Annotated in this window: 14 protein-coding genes; 6 read left to right on the forward strand and 8 right to left on the reverse strand. The window is 60.5% G+C overall.

The features are described 5' to 3' along the window. Nucleotides 1-154 precede the first annotated feature (154 nt). The 3 genes from AC4PS7_RS00005 to AC4PS7_RS00015 are packed head-to-tail and all read left to right on the forward strand — an operon-like array spanning nucleotide 155 to nucleotide 3,720. Nucleotides 155-814 carry a paraquat-inducible protein A gene (locus AC4PS7_RS00005; protein WP_010213403.1) on the forward strand — a complete coding sequence of 220 codons (660 nt, stop codon included), beginning with the start codon at nucleotides 155-157 and terminating at the stop codon, nucleotides 812-814. After that, complete coding sequence (locus tag AC4PS7_RS00010) at nucleotides 801-1,424, forward strand: paraquat-inducible protein A (RefSeq protein ID WP_010213402.1); 624 nt, start codon at nucleotides 801-803, stop codon at nucleotides 1,422-1,424. The genes AC4PS7_RS00005 and AC4PS7_RS00010 overlap by 14 nt, the downstream gene beginning before the upstream one ends. After that, nucleotides 1,417-3,720: a PqiB family protein gene (locus AC4PS7_RS00015; RefSeq protein ID WP_305375491.1), complete on the forward strand. Its 2,304-nt coding sequence runs from the start codon at nucleotides 1,417-1,419 to the stop codon at nucleotides 3,718-3,720. Before AC4PS7_RS00010 ends, AC4PS7_RS00015 begins: the two co-directional genes overlap by 8 nt. A 61-nt stretch (nucleotides 3,721-3,781) precedes the next feature. Here AC4PS7_RS00015 and mksF read toward each other — a convergent pair whose 3' ends face one another. The 3 genes from mksF to mksB are packed head-to-tail and all read right to left on the reverse strand — an operon-like array spanning nucleotide 3,782 to nucleotide 8,593. After that, the gene (gene mksF, locus AC4PS7_RS00020; protein ID WP_010213400.1) at nucleotides 3,782-6,622 is read right to left on the reverse strand and encodes an Mks condensin complex protein MksF; all 2,841 of its coding nucleotides are present in this window, start codon (nucleotides 6,620-6,622) and stop codon (nucleotides 3,782-3,784) included. Next, nucleotides 6,619-7,326 (reverse strand): Mks condensin complex protein MksE, encoded by a 708-nt coding sequence (gene mksE, locus AC4PS7_RS00025; RefSeq protein ID WP_010213399.1) that lies wholly within the window; start codon nucleotides 7,324-7,326, stop codon nucleotides 6,619-6,621. Before mksE ends, mksF begins: the two co-directional genes overlap by 4 nt. Beyond that, nucleotides 7,316-8,593: an Mks condensin complex protein MksB gene (gene mksB, locus AC4PS7_RS00030; RefSeq protein ID WP_010213398.1), complete on the reverse strand. Its 1,278-nt coding sequence runs from the start codon at nucleotides 8,591-8,593 to the stop codon at nucleotides 7,316-7,318. The genes mksE and mksB overlap by 11 nt, the downstream gene beginning before the upstream one ends. Nucleotides 8,594-8,780: 187 nt before the next feature. Between mksB and AC4PS7_RS00035 the strand changes: the two genes are divergently transcribed. Then, entirely contained in the window at nucleotides 8,781-9,527 is a 747-nt protein-coding gene (locus AC4PS7_RS00035) for an SPOR domain-containing protein (RefSeq protein ID WP_492179208.1), read from the forward strand. After that, nucleotides 9,520-9,972: a ribosomal protein S18-alanine N-acetyltransferase gene (gene rimI, locus AC4PS7_RS00040; protein ID WP_010213396.1), complete on the forward strand. Its 453-nt coding sequence runs from the start codon at nucleotides 9,520-9,522 to the stop codon at nucleotides 9,970-9,972. The genes AC4PS7_RS00035 and rimI overlap by 8 nt, the downstream gene beginning before the upstream one ends. Nucleotides 9,973-10,092: 120 nt before the next feature. Here the strand turns inward: rimI and AC4PS7_RS00045 are convergent, their stop codons facing one another. After that, the gene (locus AC4PS7_RS00045; RefSeq protein ID WP_010213395.1) at nucleotides 10,093-10,497 is read right to left on the reverse strand and encodes a hypothetical protein; all 405 of its coding nucleotides are present in this window, start codon (nucleotides 10,495-10,497) and stop codon (nucleotides 10,093-10,095) included. 139 nt (nucleotides 10,498-10,636) lie between these two features. Here AC4PS7_RS00045 and can point away from each other — a divergent pair, with 139 nt between their 5' ends. After that, nucleotides 10,637-11,281, forward strand: a complete 645-nt coding sequence (gene can / locus AC4PS7_RS00050) for a carbonate dehydratase (RefSeq protein ID WP_010213394.1) — start codon at nucleotides 10,637-10,639, stop codon at nucleotides 11,279-11,281. On the opposite strand, the gene AC4PS7_RS00055 is transcribed toward can, so the two are convergent. The 4 genes from AC4PS7_RS00055 to AC4PS7_RS00070 all read right to left on the reverse strand — a co-directional run bounded on the left by AC4PS7_RS00055 (nucleotide 11,278) and on the right by AC4PS7_RS00070 (nucleotide 16,621). Beyond that, nucleotides 11,278-11,805: an SET domain-containing protein gene (locus AC4PS7_RS00055; protein ID WP_047543679.1), complete on the reverse strand. Its 528-nt coding sequence runs from the start codon at nucleotides 11,803-11,805 to the stop codon at nucleotides 11,278-11,280. The genes can and AC4PS7_RS00055 overlap by 4 nt on opposite strands. A 143-nt stretch (nucleotides 11,806-11,948) precedes the next feature. Further along, nucleotides 11,949-13,118, reverse strand: a complete 1,170-nt coding sequence (locus tag AC4PS7_RS00060) for a hypothetical protein (protein ID WP_010213390.1) — start codon at nucleotides 13,116-13,118, stop codon at nucleotides 11,949-11,951. Between the two features lie 122 nt (nucleotides 13,119-13,240). Beyond that, the gene (locus tag AC4PS7_RS00065; RefSeq protein ID WP_010213389.1) at nucleotides 13,241-14,941 is read right to left on the reverse strand and encodes an acid phosphatase; all 1,701 of its coding nucleotides are present in this window, start codon (nucleotides 14,939-14,941) and stop codon (nucleotides 13,241-13,243) included. A 261-nt stretch (nucleotides 14,942-15,202) separates the two neighbouring features. Further along, complete coding sequence (locus AC4PS7_RS00070) at nucleotides 15,203-16,621, reverse strand: short-chain fatty acid transporter (protein WP_010213387.1); 1,419 nt, start codon at nucleotides 16,619-16,621, stop codon at nucleotides 15,203-15,205. Nucleotides 16,622-16,728: the final 107 nt, after the last annotated feature.

Here is a 16,728-nt window from a genome sequence, read left to right on the forward strand (position 1 = left end):
ATTCCGAAACCCCATTTGCGAAAGCAGATGGGGTTTTGTTTTGGGCGGTCGAAAACATTAGCGCCTCGAATCCCCCGACAAATTTGCACAGTTATTTCTGAACCAGACCACTAGAATAGGCACCTAACCTTTTTTTAGAGTCCGAGCCCTACTTATGCCCGATCCGGTTGATGCCCTTGAGGTGTCGGATTTACCGCTGGACGACCTGGTGGCATGCCATGAGTGCGACTTGCTGATGCGCAAACCAGTGCTCGCCCTTGGCGAAAAAGCCCAATGCCCGCGTTGCGGTTACGAGCTATACGCTCACCGCCACAACGTCGTTGAGCGAAGCCTCGCCTTGGTGCTGGCGGCGTTGCTGTTGTACATCCCCGCGAACTTTCTGCCGATCATGCAGCTCAATCTACTTGGGCAGTCCTCTGAAGACACGGTATGGAGCGGCGTCGTTGGCTTGTTCGATACCGGCATGCAAGGCGTTGCCGCCGTGGTATTCCTATGCAGCATGGGTATCCCATTGCTCAAGCTGCTTTGCCAGTTGGCAGTGTTGCTCAGCATTCGCTGGAACATCGGCCGCAGTTATGGACTGCTGTTTTACCGCATCTACCATCACATGAAAGACTGGGGGATGTTGGAGGTCTATCTGATGGGCGTACTGGTGGCGATCGTTAAACTCGCCGACATGGCCGCCATCACGGTGGGCCTGGGTCTTGTCTGTTTCGTCAGCTTATTAATGGTTCAGGTGCTGCTTGAGGTGGTGATGTCGCCCCACCAGATCTGGCAAGCGTTGTCAGGAGAGGATGATCATGCGGGCGATTGATGCAGGCATTCTGATTTGTACCGAATGCCATGAGTTGAACAAGCAAGACCCCGATAGCGACGAGCAGCTCTGCACGCGCTGCGGTGCGTTGATCCATGCGCGGCGCCCCAATAGCCTCACTCGCACCTGGGCGTTGCTGATCACTGCGGCAATTTTGTACATCCCCGCCAACCTGCTCCCCATCATGACGATCAATTCCTTGGGGCAGGGGGATCCCAGTACCATCATGGCCGGTGTGATCCAACTCGTTCAGCACGGCATGTTCCCTATCGCCGCCGTGGTGTTTATCGCCAGTATCCTGGTGCCGACATTTAAGCTGGTCGGCATAGGTCTGCTACTGTTCTCGGTGCAGCGTCACCAACCGCTGTCCGCGCAACAACGCATTGTGATGTACCGTTTTATCGAATTCATTGGCCGCTGGTCCATGCTGGATATCTTCGTGATCGCCATCCTGGTGGCGGTTGTAAACTTTGGGCGACTTGCCAGCGTCGAGGCTAATCTCGGCGCGGCAGCGTTCGCCAGTGTGGTGATCTTGACGATGCTTGCCGCAGTAACTTTCGATCCCCGACTGATTTGGGATAACACGGAGTCGGACGACGACCATGAGTGATTTGCCTAAAGCTAAAACCCGCCCAGCTTCCAACTGGTCGGCTATTTGGGTGCTGCCCCTGATTGCCCTGATCATCGGTGGCTGGCTGGGGTGGCGTGCCTATTCCCAACAAGGCATCGATATCCAGGTGCGCTTTGAAAGCGGCGAAGGCATCCAGGTCAACAAGACCGAAGTGGTCTACAAAGGTATGCCGGTGGGCAAGGTCAAGGCTCTGGCCTTGGACGACGAGGGTAACAATCGCGGGGTGATCGCCACCATCGAGATGAACAAGGACGTCGACCAATACCTCAAAACCAATACGCGCTTCTGGCTGGTCAAACCGAGCGTTAGCCTCGCCGGTATCACCGGCCTGGAAACCCTGGTATCAGGCAACTACATCGCCGCCAGCCCAGGCGACGGTGAACCCACGCGCAAATTCAAGGCGCTCTCCGAAGAGCCGCCGTTGTCCGACGCGAAACCGGGCCTGCACTTGACCGTCAAGGCCGACCGCCTTGGTTCGCTCAACCGTGGCAGTCCGGTGTTCTACAAACAGATCCAGGTCGGTCAGGTCAAAAGCTACTTGCTCTCCGAAGACCAGAGCACGGTCGAGATCAAGGTCTACATCGAGCCAACCTACGCCAGTCTTGTGCGTAAACACACACGGTTCTGGAACGCCAGCGGCATCAGCATCGACGCCAATCTCTCCGGTGTAAAAGTCCGCAGCGAATCCCTTTCCAGCATCGTCGCCGGCGGCATCGCCTTCGCCACGCCGGAAAATCGCAAGGACAGCCCGCCCACCGATCCGAGCCTACCCTTCCGTTTGTACGAGGATTTTGACGCGGCCGCAGCCGGCATCCGGGTCAAGGTCAAGCTCACCGACTTCGAAGGTCTGCAAGCTGGCCGTACGCCAGTGATGTACAAAGGCATCCAGGTCGGTAGCCTGAAAACCCTGAAGGTCGACCCGGACCTGTCCAGCGCCAACGCAGAACTGACCCTCGACCCACTGGCCGAGGATTACCTGGTGCAAGACACCCAGTTCTGGGTGGTCAAACCTTCGATTTCCCTGGCCGGCATCACCGGGCTTGAAGCCTTGGTCAAAGGCAATTACATCGCCATCCGCCCTGGTGACAAAGGCACCGCCCCACAGCGCGAATTCGTTGCCCGCGCCAAGGCTCCACCGTTGGACCTGCGCTCACCAGGCCTGCACATGGTGTTGTTCACCGACAACCTCGGCTCCCTGGATGTCGGCAGTCCGATCCTCTACAAGCAGGTCAAGGTCGGCTCGGTGCAGAGCTACCAGTTCTCGCGCAAGAACAAGCAATTGGTGATCGGCGTCCATATCGAGAAGGAATACGAAAACCTGGTCAACGGCTCGACGCGTTTCTGGAATGCCAGCGGCGTCACCCTGACCGGTGGCCTCACAGGCGGCATCCAGGTCAAGAGTGAATCCCTGGCCAGCCTGATGGCCGGCGGCATCGCCTTCGAAACCCCGGAGCCGAACGTGCCTCTGAAAAAGCGCATCCCGCGTTTCCGCTTGTTTGCCGACCGCGAAGCCGCCAACCAACACGGCACCTTGGTGACCATCAAGGTCGACCGCGCCGATGGCATGCGTCCTGGCACGCCCGTACGTTTCAAAGGTTTGGACGTCGGTAAGATTGAGAGTGTCGACCTGAGTGCCGACATGCAATCGGTGCTGCTCAGCGCCCGTATCACCCAAGTGGCAGACCGCATTGCCCGCGCCGGCAGTCAGTTCTGGGTGGTCAAGCCTGAGCTGGGACTGATGAAAACCTCTAATCTGGAAACCCTGGTCACCGGGCAATACATTGAAGTGCTGCCAGCGGCGAAAAATGCCGGCCCACAAAAGAGTTTCGTCGCGCTGGATCAACCCCCAGAAGCCGTGCACCAGGAAGCTGGCTTGAGCCTCACCCTCAGCGCCGCACGCCGCGGTTCACTGAAGGAAGGCGTACCGGTCACTTACCGTGAAGTCACCGTGGGCAAAGTGACCGGCTACGAATTGGGCCAGACCGCTGACCGCGTACTGATCCACATCCTGATCGAGCCCAAGTACGCTCCCCTGGTGCGCAGCGGCAGCCGCTTCTGGAACACCAGTGGCTTTGGTCTCGACTTTGGGCTGTTCAAAGGCGCGACGGTACGCACCGAGTCCCTGGAAACCCTGGTCGCCGGCGGTATCGCCTTCGCCACACCAGCCGGTGAGCGCATGGGCAACCCCGCGCGCCCACAGCAAACCTTTGCGCTGTTCGACAAGTTCGAAGATGAATGGCTGACCTGGGCGCCTAAAATCCCACTCGGCAAATAAACGCCGACAAAAAAGGCCGCGATCCCGAAGATCGCGGCCTTTTGCATTTCAGCGAAACAAATCAGACTTCATCCAACTCCGGCTCATCCGCCTGCACATTCATCGTCGCCTTCACCACATCGTGGCGACGGATGTACTTCCAGTCCGCCTCGTCGATATAGATCCCGTTCGGCCCACTGCCGCCTTCCAGGTCGATCGCCACCTGGGCGGATACTTGTGGCTTCACGCTGGCCAGAATCGGCACGAAGCCCAGCTGCAAGCTGGTTTCCAGCAACGCCGCCTGGTTCTTCTCGTCGATGTCCGCCGCCTCGTCAAGGTAGTACGGCAAGCGCACGCGCCCAGCCTGGTCGCGGTCCATCAAGTGCAGCAACAGATACATGTTGGTCAGCGCCTTGATGGTCATGGTGGTGCCGTTGGACGCCGCGCCATCGATGTCGGTGTGAATCACTGGCTGGCCATGCACCTTGGTGATTTCGAACGCCAGCTCGAACAAGTCCTTGAGGCCCAACTGGTTATGGTTGGCCGCCACCAGGCGAGCCAGGTATTCCTTGGCTTCTTCGTTCTTGTTGTCTTGTTCGGCGCTCTGGCTCAGGTCGAACACCGACAGTGTCTCGCCTTCTTCATACTGGCCGGCACTGTGGATGATCTGGTCGATATGCTTGAGGGCTTCCTTGTTCGGCGCGAGTACGATGCGGAAACTTTGCAGGTTGGAGACCTGGCGTTTGTTGATCTCACGGTTGAACAACGCCAACTGGTGCTCAAGGCTGTCGTAGTCGCTGCGAATATTGCGCAGGGTCCGCGCAATGTCGGTGACCGCCGCACGGCGCGCCTTGCCCAACGTCAGGGCTTCATCGGTACGGTGTGCATAGGCGTTGATCAGCAACTGCAGGCGACGCTCGACGTCGTCCTCGCTGTCGAACTTGGCCACGCCCTTGAGACGTACCTGGGCATACAGTGCTTCGATCTGCCCATCGGCGCGCAGCAGACCTTGCCAGCTGTCCTGATAGTCATTGAGCAGAGGCAGCAGGTTGTCCATGGAGTCGTCCACCGGGTCCATGAACGGCGTACCGAACGGCAAGTCCGCCGGCAGCAGTTGACGACGGCGCAATGCGTCATCCAGCGTGCGTTGCTTGGCTTCCATATCGCCGATCTGACGGCCCACCAGTTGCAGCTTGGCCGACAGCTGCTGGACGCGTTCAGTGAAGGCATCACTGGAGCGTTTCAACTCATCCTGCGCTGCTTCCATCTGCGCCAGGTTTTCCAGCTTCTCGCCTTCCTCCGCGCTCAGGGTTTGTGCACGGCGGAAGTCTTCCAGCGCCTTTTGTGCATCCAGCACCTGTTGGTACAGCGCTTCGGTCTGAGTCTTGCTCGCAGCGCGGTCAGATGCGACGGCCTGCTGGGTTTTCAGTTGCTTGAGTTCTTTTTCCAGGCGCTCTTTCTGGTCGCGCAATGCCGCGCGATCCGCAAGCGCCTGCAACGCCGGCGGTTCGATGTGGGAGATGTCGATGGACAGCCCCGGTACTTCAAAGCGCTCGCCTTTGAAGCCATCGAGGATCTGCTCCAGGGATTTGACCCACTGGCCATCCTCGTCCAGCGTGATGCCATGCTCGCCCAACGGCAGGCTGAACAACGAACTGTTGAACAGACGCATCAGACGCTCGACATCCTGCTGTGAGAATTCTTCCCGCAGCTTGGCGTAGCTGTTGTTGTCCGCATGGTCGAGCTGCTGTTTGACCGACTTCAGGCGCTTTTCCAGGTCGCGCAGACGCTCGTCCAGATCCTCGGCGCTGAACTGCCGCGACTGCGCCAATGCGCCCGCCAGCTCATCGTGAGCATCCTTGGCTGCCAGCAGCTGTTGCTCTAGCACCTTCACGTCATCCACCAGCGCAAAGCGATGTTTGAGCACCGACAGCTCACCCAGCCAACGCTGGATCCCGCTGATCTCACGCTCCAGGCGCATCAATTCCTGGGTGCCGCCGCGCTGGTCATTCTGCAGCGCGTCCTGCTCGTTACGGTAATGCTCGGCCTGGATGGTCAGTTCTTCCTTGCGCGCACTGGCGTAGTCCGACCAGGTGCCCAGCAACGAATCCAGCAAGGGTGACAGGCGATGCAATTTGCCGCGCAGGATGTCGCGTTGTTTCACGCCGTTGGAAAGCGCTTCGACCAATGGACCGGCGGCGACCAAGGAGTTGTAGTCCTGCTCCATGCGCCTTACATCGCGGAAGGCTTCTTCGCACGCAGCGATGTAATCCACGCTGCCGGAACGCAGGCTGTGTTCAAACGCATCGAGGAACAGCTGCTTGAGCTTGGCCGCGGTGATTTCCCGCATGTGCAGCAGGTTGATAAACAGCGCGCGGAAGGTCTTCAGGCTTTGTTCGCTGGTGGAGCGCAGCGGAATCAGGGTCAAGTCCAGCGGGATCGACGTATGGCCGCCCACCAGCAAACGACGTAGCTCATCGGGCTTGAGTTCGTAGGCTTTCAAACCCTCGCGCTCAAGGTTGGTGAACAGCTCCTTCTGGCGCAGGCAGGTGTCGTTCTTCTGGTAGTGGGCCAAGTCCAGCTTGCCGGCATAGGCGAAGAACTGGTGACCGAAACCACCGCCCGGGCCGCGACCGACCACGCCGATCACGTGCGGGCCGTGGGGTAGAGAGACCTCCACCAGGATGTAGCTGGTATCGGTGGCGAAATAGAAACGCCGCGATTGCTCCAAGGTGTACTTGCCGAAACTCATGTCCGACATGCGCGCCAGGATCGGGAACTGCAAGGCGTTGATCGACGCGGATTTACCCAGGTTGTTCGCGCCATACACCGACAGCGGTTCTTCCAGTGGGAACAGGCCCAGGCTGTAACCGGCGGTGTTCAATAGGGCGAAGCGGCGGATGCCGTAGCGTTCCTTACTCATGCGTCGGTCTCCTGTTCTTCGGCAATGGCGCGGGCCAGGGCGTCTTCTTCGCTTTCGTCCGCAAAGTCACTCAAGTCCAGCGGGTCATCGGTTTTCAGCAATTTCTCATCGCTGTCTTCGTCGATGATCACCGGTGCCGGCAGCGGCAACACGCTATGGATGCTGGCCGCAAGATCGCGGTCCTGCTGCACCGACAGGCACACATCGAGGAAACGGTGCATCGGCGGCAGGAAGCGATAGATGCCGTTGTCTTCGCTGGCGAACCCGAGTTGAGTCATGCGGCGCATGATTTTCTCTTCGAGCTCTTCCTGGGTCTGCACTTCGGCCTGGATAAACAGGTCGCGGTACTTCTCCAGCAGCGACGGCAGTTCATCACGGCCCAGGCTGCCACCATCCAGCACGGCAATCGGGTCACGGCCCTGATCGGCCAGGTGCTCGACGATGATGAACGTGAACAACGCCAGGCGCTGGGCGGTCTTGTTAACCTGCGCGGCGGCCACGGCGGTGTCCGGCACGAAGTAGTAGAAGCCGCGGGTATCGCAGACCAGCTCAAAGCCCAAAGCCTTGAACAGCGTGCGGTACTGGTCTTGGAAGTTCGACAGTTGCGCGTACAGCTCCGGGTCGCGGCGGCTGACGTGGTAACCCTTGAACAGCTCGCGAAAGATCGGCGCCAGCTGGGACAGTTCGGATAGATCAAGATGCATGAGGTGTACTCGCAGAGTGCTCGGCGACGTCGGATCCAGCCGGGAGCAGGGCGAATGAGCGCAGGCTGACCTGGTGCTCGTGTGTGTGGTAATCGCGGCGTTCCAGGCGCTCGCGCTTGAAGCGTTTTTCGCGGGACAGGCGCGAGAACCAGTACAGCAATTCGTCGGTGGCGCCGTCCGGTTCCTGTTCCAGCAGCCAGGTCATCAGATCCGGCATCGGCAGTGCGTCTTCGCAGCGCTCGAGCATCTCCTTGACCGTGCGCGGTGCGCGCTGGGCGTCGCCCTTGTGGGACTTGTGCGCCTTGGGGAAACGCGCCGGTTTCGGCTCGAAATTCGCCAGGGCGTACACATAGGCTTCGACCTGGCTGGCACTGCCGAGAAACGTGCTTTGCGGCCGGGTGAACATCGGCATCGCCGCTTGCGGCACCGCGTCCAGGCCTTTGCGGCGAATCGCCGACAGCGCCAGCGCCGCGCCACGGGTCACGGCATTGTGTCGGCGGGCTTCTTCACGCAGTGGCAGCAACAGCTCGCGGGCGTGACGCAAGGTCAGCTGGGCGCTGGTCTGCATTTCGAGGATGCGCGCGTGAGTGCGCAGCAGCATGTCGTCATCCACCAGGTGGCCGAGGCGCTGTTGCTCGGTGAGCATGCGCAGCAGCACATTCTCCACCTTGCGCACGCCTTGCTCGAACGCGCCGTCGGCGTTCACCAATTGGATCATCGGTTCGACGTACTCGTCCCAGGTGGCCAACACCTCCGCGTAACGCTGGCGCAACGGGATCTGCCGGTCGCTGGTCTTGGCGCGGTCGGCCACGGCAGCGAGGGCCTGTTCGTCGTTGGCGAGTTTTTTCAGCACGTCCCGCACGCGCATGTCGAGCAGGCGCAGTTGGCGGGCCAGGTCGTGGCCATCACGGATGTCGAAGGCGTCCTGGATATAACCCGCCAGGCGCTCAAGGTGGCGCAGGTAGGCTTCGATTTCCAGGCACAGGCCAAGCCGGTGCTCCTTGCGAAGATAGGCGAGGAAGTCGTGGATCTGTGCGTTGAGCTCGAAACGGTTCGGGCTCTTGGCGACAGGCACCAGGATATCCAGGCGAATCCACACGTCCAGCAGGCTGGTGATGTCCTGGGGCGTGCTGTCCAGTTGTTGGGCGGCCAATTGTGCGCGCAGTTCACCCAGGCTCAGGGTGCCTTGGTCGAAGTGTTCGCACAGTGGCTCAAGTAAGGCCCAGTGTTCGGCGAGGGCGCGCAGGACGCGCTTGGGTTCGATCATGGGAATGGCCGGCTGGTTGGCGATTAAAAGTCGCGATTGTACTGCATCGGGCGCGGGATTTATCCACAGCCGGTCAGTGCGCAGTGGGCGATTGTTGCCGAACAGCGGTAGAATCCCCGCTCTTTAGTTATCCACAAGTGGCCGAGCTGTGCTTATCGAGTCCCGACGTCGCGCTTACTTGACCGCCATGCAGGTGGTCAACTGGCTGCCCCGCACCGAACTGCCGTTTGCCGCGCCGTCGCGGCCGGAGCTGTTGCAGGCGCTTGAGCCCTTTGAGGCGTTCGAGTCGTCGGGCGAGGAGGCGGCCGCGCCGGTGGCGGTGGTCAAGCCTGCGCCTGAGACGCGCCCGGTCGTCGAACGGGCGAAGGTCGAAGTGCCGCGTCCGTCGCCGGTGACCAAGGCCGCCAAGGTGGTGGAAGAGGCGGCGCCGGTGGTCAAGGCCACGGTGGTGCCGCCACCGCGTTTTGCCCTGCAATTGCTGCGTGCCGGACGCTGTCTGCTGCTGGTGGAATTGCCCACCGGCGAACGTTTCCAGACCCGCGACCCTGCCTACATGCTGCTCAAGGACATGCTGCGCGCCGCCGGCCTGCCCGACAGCCCGCAGATCGTCGGCGACCCGGTGCGCTGGCCGCTTCTGGTCCGCGGCAACATGGACCAGGGCCCGGAAGCCGCTCGGGATTTTGTGCAAGGTTTTGTGTCGGCACGCCTGGAAGACGAACCCTGTGTGTGCCTGTGGCTGATCGGCCTGCCCGCCGTGCGCTTTGCCGGCGAAGCCAATGCCGAAGCCTGGTATCGCGAACTGCAGGTCGAAGGCCTGGGTTCGGTATGGGCCCTGCCGGGCCTGGAATTATTAATGGAAGAGCCACAGCGTAAGGCTGATGTCTGGCAAGCCATGCGCCGGCTGATGGCGCGCTGGAAAACAACCGATGAGTGAGGCTTTATCCTTCCGCCCGATGACCGAGGCTGACCTCGACGCCGTGCTGAAAATCGAATACGCGGCGTTCAGCCATCCCTGGACCCGTGGCATTTTTCTCGATGGGCTGGGCAAGTACCAGATCTGGCTGATGTTCGAAGGGGAGCAGCAGGTGGGGCATGGCGTGGTGCAGATCATCCTCGATGAAGCGCACCTGTTGAACATCACCGTAAAGCCGGAGAATCAGGGCCGCGGCCTTGGCCTGGCGCTGTTGGAACACTTGATGTCCCGTGCCTACGCCGCCAGTGCACGTGAGTGCTTCCTGGAGGTGCGTGACAGCAATACCGGCGCATTCCGCCTGTATGAGCGCTATGGCTTCAATGAAATTGGCCGGCGTCGAGATTACTACCCTGCCATCGGGGGCCGCGAAGACGCGGTCGTCATGGCCTGCACGTTGGTGGATTAACCACAAATCCAAATGTGGGAGCGGGCTTGCTCGCGCAAGCAGTGTGTCAGTCAAGATATCGGTCGACTGGCACTCCGCATTCGTGAGCAAGCTCGCTCCCACCTGTTGAACCGCGTTTTTTCAGCGGTTGCCGTCAATCGGATCAAGGTCGGCCAGCTCTGCCTCATCCAACCCATTCCCGCCGCCAATTTCATCTTCATCGACGATACTCAAGTCCCAATCCGCCTGCTCGCCTTCACCCGCTTCCTGGGCATCCCGCGCACCGTCTTCATGGATCAGCGTTTCCGGGCTCATGTCATCATCCGTAGACTCATGATCCGCCGTCGAAGCGCCCGTCATCCCGGCCTCACGCACCCGCTCTTCGGGCATCAGATGCTCGCGCTCACGAGGTGGAATCTCATCGCCAATCTCTGCCGTAGGCGCTTCCTCGTCAAAATCCAGCTCGCGCATCGAGCCCATCCGGTCTTCGTTGTCGTCAATGGGTTCAGGCTGCGTAGCGCCGTAGGGACGTCGTGATTCAGTCATGGCCAATCCTCATACTGTGGGGCTTATAGTGTGTGGACAGGCTGCGCGTCCCAAAGATTCAAGCTAATTTGCGTGCGGCGTGACCTGGACGAAGGGTTGTCAGTCACAAAACTGCGCATCATTCCTGAGGCTTTCCCTGATGAACGAACTACAAGACCTGCTTGATAACAACGAACGCTGGGCGGACGCGATCAAACAGGAAGATCCCGAATTCTTCGCCAAGCTCGCCCGCCAACAAACCCCGGAATACCTGTGGATCGGCTGTTCCGACGCCCGCGTCCCGGCCAACGAAATCGTCGGCATGCTGCCGGGTGATCTGTTCGTGCACCGTAACGTGGCCAACGTGGTGCTGCACACCGACCTCAATTGCCTGTCGGTGATCCAGTACGCGGTGGACGTGCTCAAGGTCAAACACATTCTCGTCACCGGCCACTATGGCTGTGGCGGCGTGCGTGCTTCGATGCAGGACCGGCAGTTCGGCTTGATCGACGGCTGGCTGCGCACCATTCGTGATCTTTATTACGAAAACCGTGACCTGCTGGCCCAGCTGCCGACCGAAGAAGAGCGCGTCGACCGCCTGTGCGAGCTGAATGTGATCCAGCAAGTGGCCAACGTTGGCCATACCAGCATTGTGCAAAACGCCTGGCACCGTGGGCAGAGCCTGTCGATCCATGGCTGCATCTACGGCATCAAGGATGGCCGCTGGAAGAGCTTGAACACCACCATCAGTGGTTTCGAGCAGCTGCCGCCGCAGTATCGCCTGCGTCCGTTGGGTGAAGCCTAAGAGCGTTTGCGCTCGCGCCACCGGGCCATGAACGCCTGCCCCTCGGCGTTCAGCGGCTCGTCACGGCCGGTAATCCAGCCCCGGCAGTTGAGTTCGCCACACTGGCAGGCGAACTGTCGGAACAGCGCGTCTTCGGTCACCGCGTAATCCATGGTCAGCAGGGCGCCGGCAGGGATTTCATGCAGGGCCCAGACCTCCAGGTAGTGCACGTCGAGAAACACGTTCGGTTTGCACGAATGCGACAGCAGCCCACTGAACCAACAGTCGTAGAGGTGGATGCGCGGCGACAGCTGCAAGGTGTGCAGGCGTCGCTCGCTCAAGACGTAGCCGGAGATCCTGGCGATGCATACACGCCCGTCAAAGGCCGCGAGAGCCTTGACCCCGGCAACCCTGTCGCCGGGGGCCTGTATGACCTCGAATTGCGCGCTCGACGGGTAGCCTTGTCCTTTTGCCAGCTCTGATTTGAAAGGGTAAAGGCAGTCACTTACCGCGGTTCTAGCCTTATCCATGGCTTGAGTCTTCATAACTCTCCTGGCTTAGGCTGCATCGACCAGAGGGTGGGGCTGACTACCAGTCTTGCAGCTGTTGGACGCGGCTCAAGACTCGCTGAACAGGTAGCCGATTGCTACTGTCAATGTTGACAGTCAAATCGGCTTTTTTGTGCGAACTACAGCGCCGGCGCCGCAATGGCCGGTGCGGGGGCCGCGTTCTTCAGTTGTTTCAACTGGGTCTTGATGGCCGGCGTGGCGCATTTGGCGTTGGCCTCCTCCGTGGACAGGTTGCGCACCGAGGTATAGAACAACTCGCAGGTTTGCTCCTTGCGTGTGACCTGCCAGGTGTTCATGCACGCCTTGAGCAACACATTCGGATCGCTCGCCGGTTTCTGCCCCATCCCGGCTTGCCAGCAGGCGGCGCTCAGATCCTGGCCCATCACCTTCAACCCGGCCTCGTCGGCTTTCTGCTCGTTGCCGTCGTAAGTGTCGGGGCTCGCGGCATACCAAATGTAACTCGGGTGGTTGGCGCCCAGCACCGGGACGGTCTTGCCGGCGACCGGGCTGATCTGCGCCAGGCCCAGCACCGCCACGGTCTGCCCGTATTGTTGCTTGATCCAGCTGCGCACCGGTGCACCGAACGCCACCATCGGCAACGCTCCTTTGGCCGGCAGGCTCAGTTCCTGGACCATGCGCGTCTGGTATTCAGTGAAGTAGCCGTAGACGGTTTCCAGGTCCTTGCCCGCGTTGGACGGCGCGGCGATGGGCGCGATATCAATGATGGTCTGGTAAGCCGGTGTTTCAGTAGCCGGGATACCGTTCTCCGTGAGCAGGGTGGCCCAACGGTCGGTGGTGGCCGATTCCAGGTAGTCCTGGGCCTGGGTCAGCGAGTAATCCGGCGGGAAGTGCAGCAACTCGATGCTTTTGCGGTTCTCCAGGGCCATGCCCAGCGGCAGGAACAGGTACCAGTTATAGGCCCATTTGCCGTCGCTGTTGAGCTTGCTCGCGCCTTGGTAGGCCAGGTCAGCGGTGTTGAGTAGCGTGGTCAAGGGCTGGCCGTAGCCGTCCGGCACGCCGGTGAACGTCGCCGACACCTGCCCGTCACGGGTTTTGACGCTGACCTTGGCGCGGTTGTAACCGTCACGCTGCAGGCTCTGGTTCAAATAATGCTCGGCAGTCTGCTCGAGCGTCCACGGCCGGAAGCAGATCACGTTGCAGTTATTGGGGAACGCGAACAACTGGGTCACACGTTGCGTGCTGCCCAGTTGCACCTCGATGTCGGCCTGTACGGCCGCACTGGACAGCAGTGCGGCCAGGGTGAATGACAACCTGTTCGGTTTGAACATACTCGATTCCTTGTCAGCGAAAGCCCGTCTGCGCGGGGTGAAAGCCCACGTGCACACAGTAGCGGTTGACCAGGGAAATCGCGTGCTAAATCACCGTGCATGTCGCTATTGGATAAGAAAACCTACAGGTTGAACTGCAAGGCGTTGCTCAAATCACCCATGGGCTTCTGGCCACGGGCGGTCATCGCGTCGTCGCGCAGCTTGAGGCCGTCCAGTTTCTCCAATTGGAACACCCGGGTGATCAACCGCAGGATCGACGCCGTGTCGTAAACCGTATGGTCCACCGTGCCCTTGCGCGCGAATGGCGAGACCACAATTGCGGGAATCCGTGTGCCAGGGCCCCAACGGTCGCCTTTTGGCGGTGCGACGTGGTCCCACCAGCCGCCGTTTTCATCCACCGTGATAATCACCACCATGTTTTTCCACTGCGGGCTTTCCTGCAGCATTTTCAGGGCGCGGGTGATATGGCGATCGCCCGAAGCCACGTCGGCATAACCGGCGTGCATGTTGAGGTTGCCCTGGGGTTTGTAGAACGTCACCGCCGGCAGTGTTCCGGCCAGGGCATCCGCCATGAAGCGGTTGGTGCTCGGCTCATCGCCCAGGCCGCCATCGCGCAGGCGTTTGTTGCGCTCAGCGCGGTTTTCCGGGCCTTGCTGCTTGAAGTAATTGAACGGCTGGTGGTGGTACTGAAAGCTCGGGATCTTTGGAATGGCCAGCGAATCCTTGTGCTCGTCGATCGTGGCCTGCCAGGCACCGCCGTACCAGGCCCAATCGACGTTCTTCTTCGACAGCTTATCGCCAATGTGTTCGTGGGACTGCGGCACCAGCACGCTGGGCAGATCGGGCTTGGCGTAGTCCGGGCGCTCGGGATCGCGGATCCAGGTCGGCCAGTAGGGAGGTGCCATGGTGTTGACCGCATAGCCGTCCGGCGTCAGTGCGCTGGGGCCGAATTGCGGGGGGCCGGTCATGGCGCTGGCCGGGGATTGGTCCAGCGGCTTGAGGCGCGTGCCGGTCGGGTCGTCGCCCTGCAGCGTGGCGATCTGGGATTTGGCCACGGAATTGGCGGCGTCCGGGTAAAACGGCACCTGAGCGCTGATCAAGTACTGGTGATTGAGGTACGAGCCGCCAAAGGCACCTTGAAAGAAGTTGTCGCAAAGCACGAACTCTTTGGCGACGTCCCACAAGCGCAATGAGTAGCGCGTTTGCGGGTAGTGACCAAACGTCAGCGCACCCGAGTCGGCCCAGGCGACAAAACTGTCGTTCTTGCCACCATTGATCTGCATCTGGTTCTGGTAAAACACGTGCCACAGGTCGCGAGTGACCAGGCTCAATGGCAGGTCTTCGCCGTTCGGACCTTTCAGTGCGTAAGGTGCGTTGGGCAAGTGCTCCTGATATTGGGTGGCGCTGGGGTAAACCACCCCGTCAATCGTCTGTGGCCCAAGCTGAGTCACGCCGCCCCAGACTTGCGGCAGCGTGTCCAGCAGGCTGCCGTCGCGGTCGCGCTGCTGGTAGTCGGCGGGTTTGAGTGCGGACAGCGGGCTTTCCACACCAGGGAAATCGGCAAACAGGTTGTTGAAACTGCGGTTCTCGCCGTAGATCACCACCACATTCTTCACGTTGTCGTGCAGGGCCTTGTCCAGTTCGGCAGGCGTCAGATCACGTTGGGTGACCGGGCCTGGCTGATCCGCCGGGCTGCCGCAGGCGCTCAGGGTCGCCCCGGCGCCAAGCACGGCAACGCCGCCTAAAAAGCGTCGACGGCTGGAGTCGGGGAGGGTGTCGGAGGGCTTTTTTACGGAATTCTGGTCTTCTGTTTCGTTGGTCATCCGAGGCTTCTCGCGGCTGTTTTTAGTTTATTTGTTGCTGGATGTTTCGGTGAAGAGGCGGCAAATATGGCAAAACTTGAACGGTTCAGTCTATAAGGCGAGGCCTTAGGGCATAAAAGTTCTGAGGGTGACTCATGGGTTTTGTAGCGTGGCCGCGCTGCACTGCAATCCTGTGCACCTTGATAGGTGGCGTGCCGATCAAGGTGACGGAAGCGTGCCGGGCCTGGGGTGAAGCTTAGGCAGGAGATGTGACAGAAGCGTTTACGGCATCACGGGCGGCAGGTACTTGAGTGTCGTCCCCAGCGCCCACAGCAGGAACAGCACCAACGGCGTGTGCACCAGCAACTGCACAAACGAGAAGCCAATCAAATCCCGCGCCTTCAACCCCAATACGCCCAGCAACGGCAGCATGTAGAACGGGTTGATCAGGTTCGGCAGCGCCTCGGCCGCGTTGTAAATCTGCACCGCCCAGCCCAGGTGATACTGCAGGTCATTGGCCACTTGCATCACGTAAGGCGCTTCGATGATCCACTTGCCGCCGCCCGACGGGATAAAGAAGCCGAGCACCGCCGAGTACACGCCCATCAACAATGCATAGGTGTCGTGGGAGGCGATGGAGGTGAAGAACAGCGAGATATGGTGCGCCAGGGTCTGGCCGTCACCGCCCTTGACCACGGTCATCAGCGCGGCAATCGAACCGTACAGTGGGAACTGGATCAGCACGCCGGTGGTGGTGGGCACCGCACGGGCCACTGCATCGAGGAAGCTGCGCGGGCGCCAGTGCAGCAGGGCGCCAACCATGATGAACAGGAAGTTGTAGGTGTTCAGCCCCGAGATCGCGCTGATCGCCGGCTTGGTTGAAAACTCATGGAACAACCAACCGGCCGCCAGCAATGCCAGCAGGACGGTCAGCAACGGGCTGTGTTCCAGCCATTCGCCGGGGCGGGTCGGCGCCTGCAGCTTGGGCATGTTGAACGCCGGGTCGACGCCGCAGGCTTTGGCATCACGTGCGCTGTTCGGGCCGGGGGCGGTGGCGTAGGCAATGATCAGCGAGACCACGATCAATGCCAGCAACAGCACGCCGGATTGCCATAGGAAAATGGTGTCGTTGAACGGGATCACGCCGGTGATCGACAGGATCGACGGCGGCAGGCTGGCCGGGTTGGCCTGCAACTGCGCGGCGGACGATGACAGCCCCAGCGCCCATACGGCACCAAGCCCCAGGTAAGCGGCTGCACCGGCTGCGCGGTAATCCATGCGCAAATCCGTACGACGTGCCAGCGCCCGCACCAGCAAACCACCGAATACCAGGGACAGGCCCCAGTTCAGCAAGGAGGCGACCATCGAGATCAACGCTACCCAGGCCACGGCCGAGCGACCGTTCTTGGGGATACGCGCCAGACGGTCGATCAGTTTCACCGCTGGCGGAGAACTCGCGACCACATAACCGCCGATCACCACAAAGGCCATCTGCATGGTGAATGGAATCAGGCTCCAGAACCCGTCGCCGAACGCTTTGGCGGCTTCGGTCGGCGCGGCGCCCATGCCCAGTGTCGCCACGGCGACGATGATCACGGCGAGTGCCGCAAACACCCAGGAGTCTGGAAACCAGCGTTCGGCGAAGTTGGAGCAGCGCAGGGCAAATCGGGCATAGCGGCTTTCTTCGATAGCGTCGGCCACGAGTCTTTCCTCTTATAGTTATTAGGGTGAAGGCTATTTCCCGGCATGTTCCGCTACGGCCATTGATATGGGAATGCAGTTATCTTCATCGATCCATGAGGAAAACA

The organism is Pseudomonas sp. DW-iso3 (assembly GCF_058725305.1).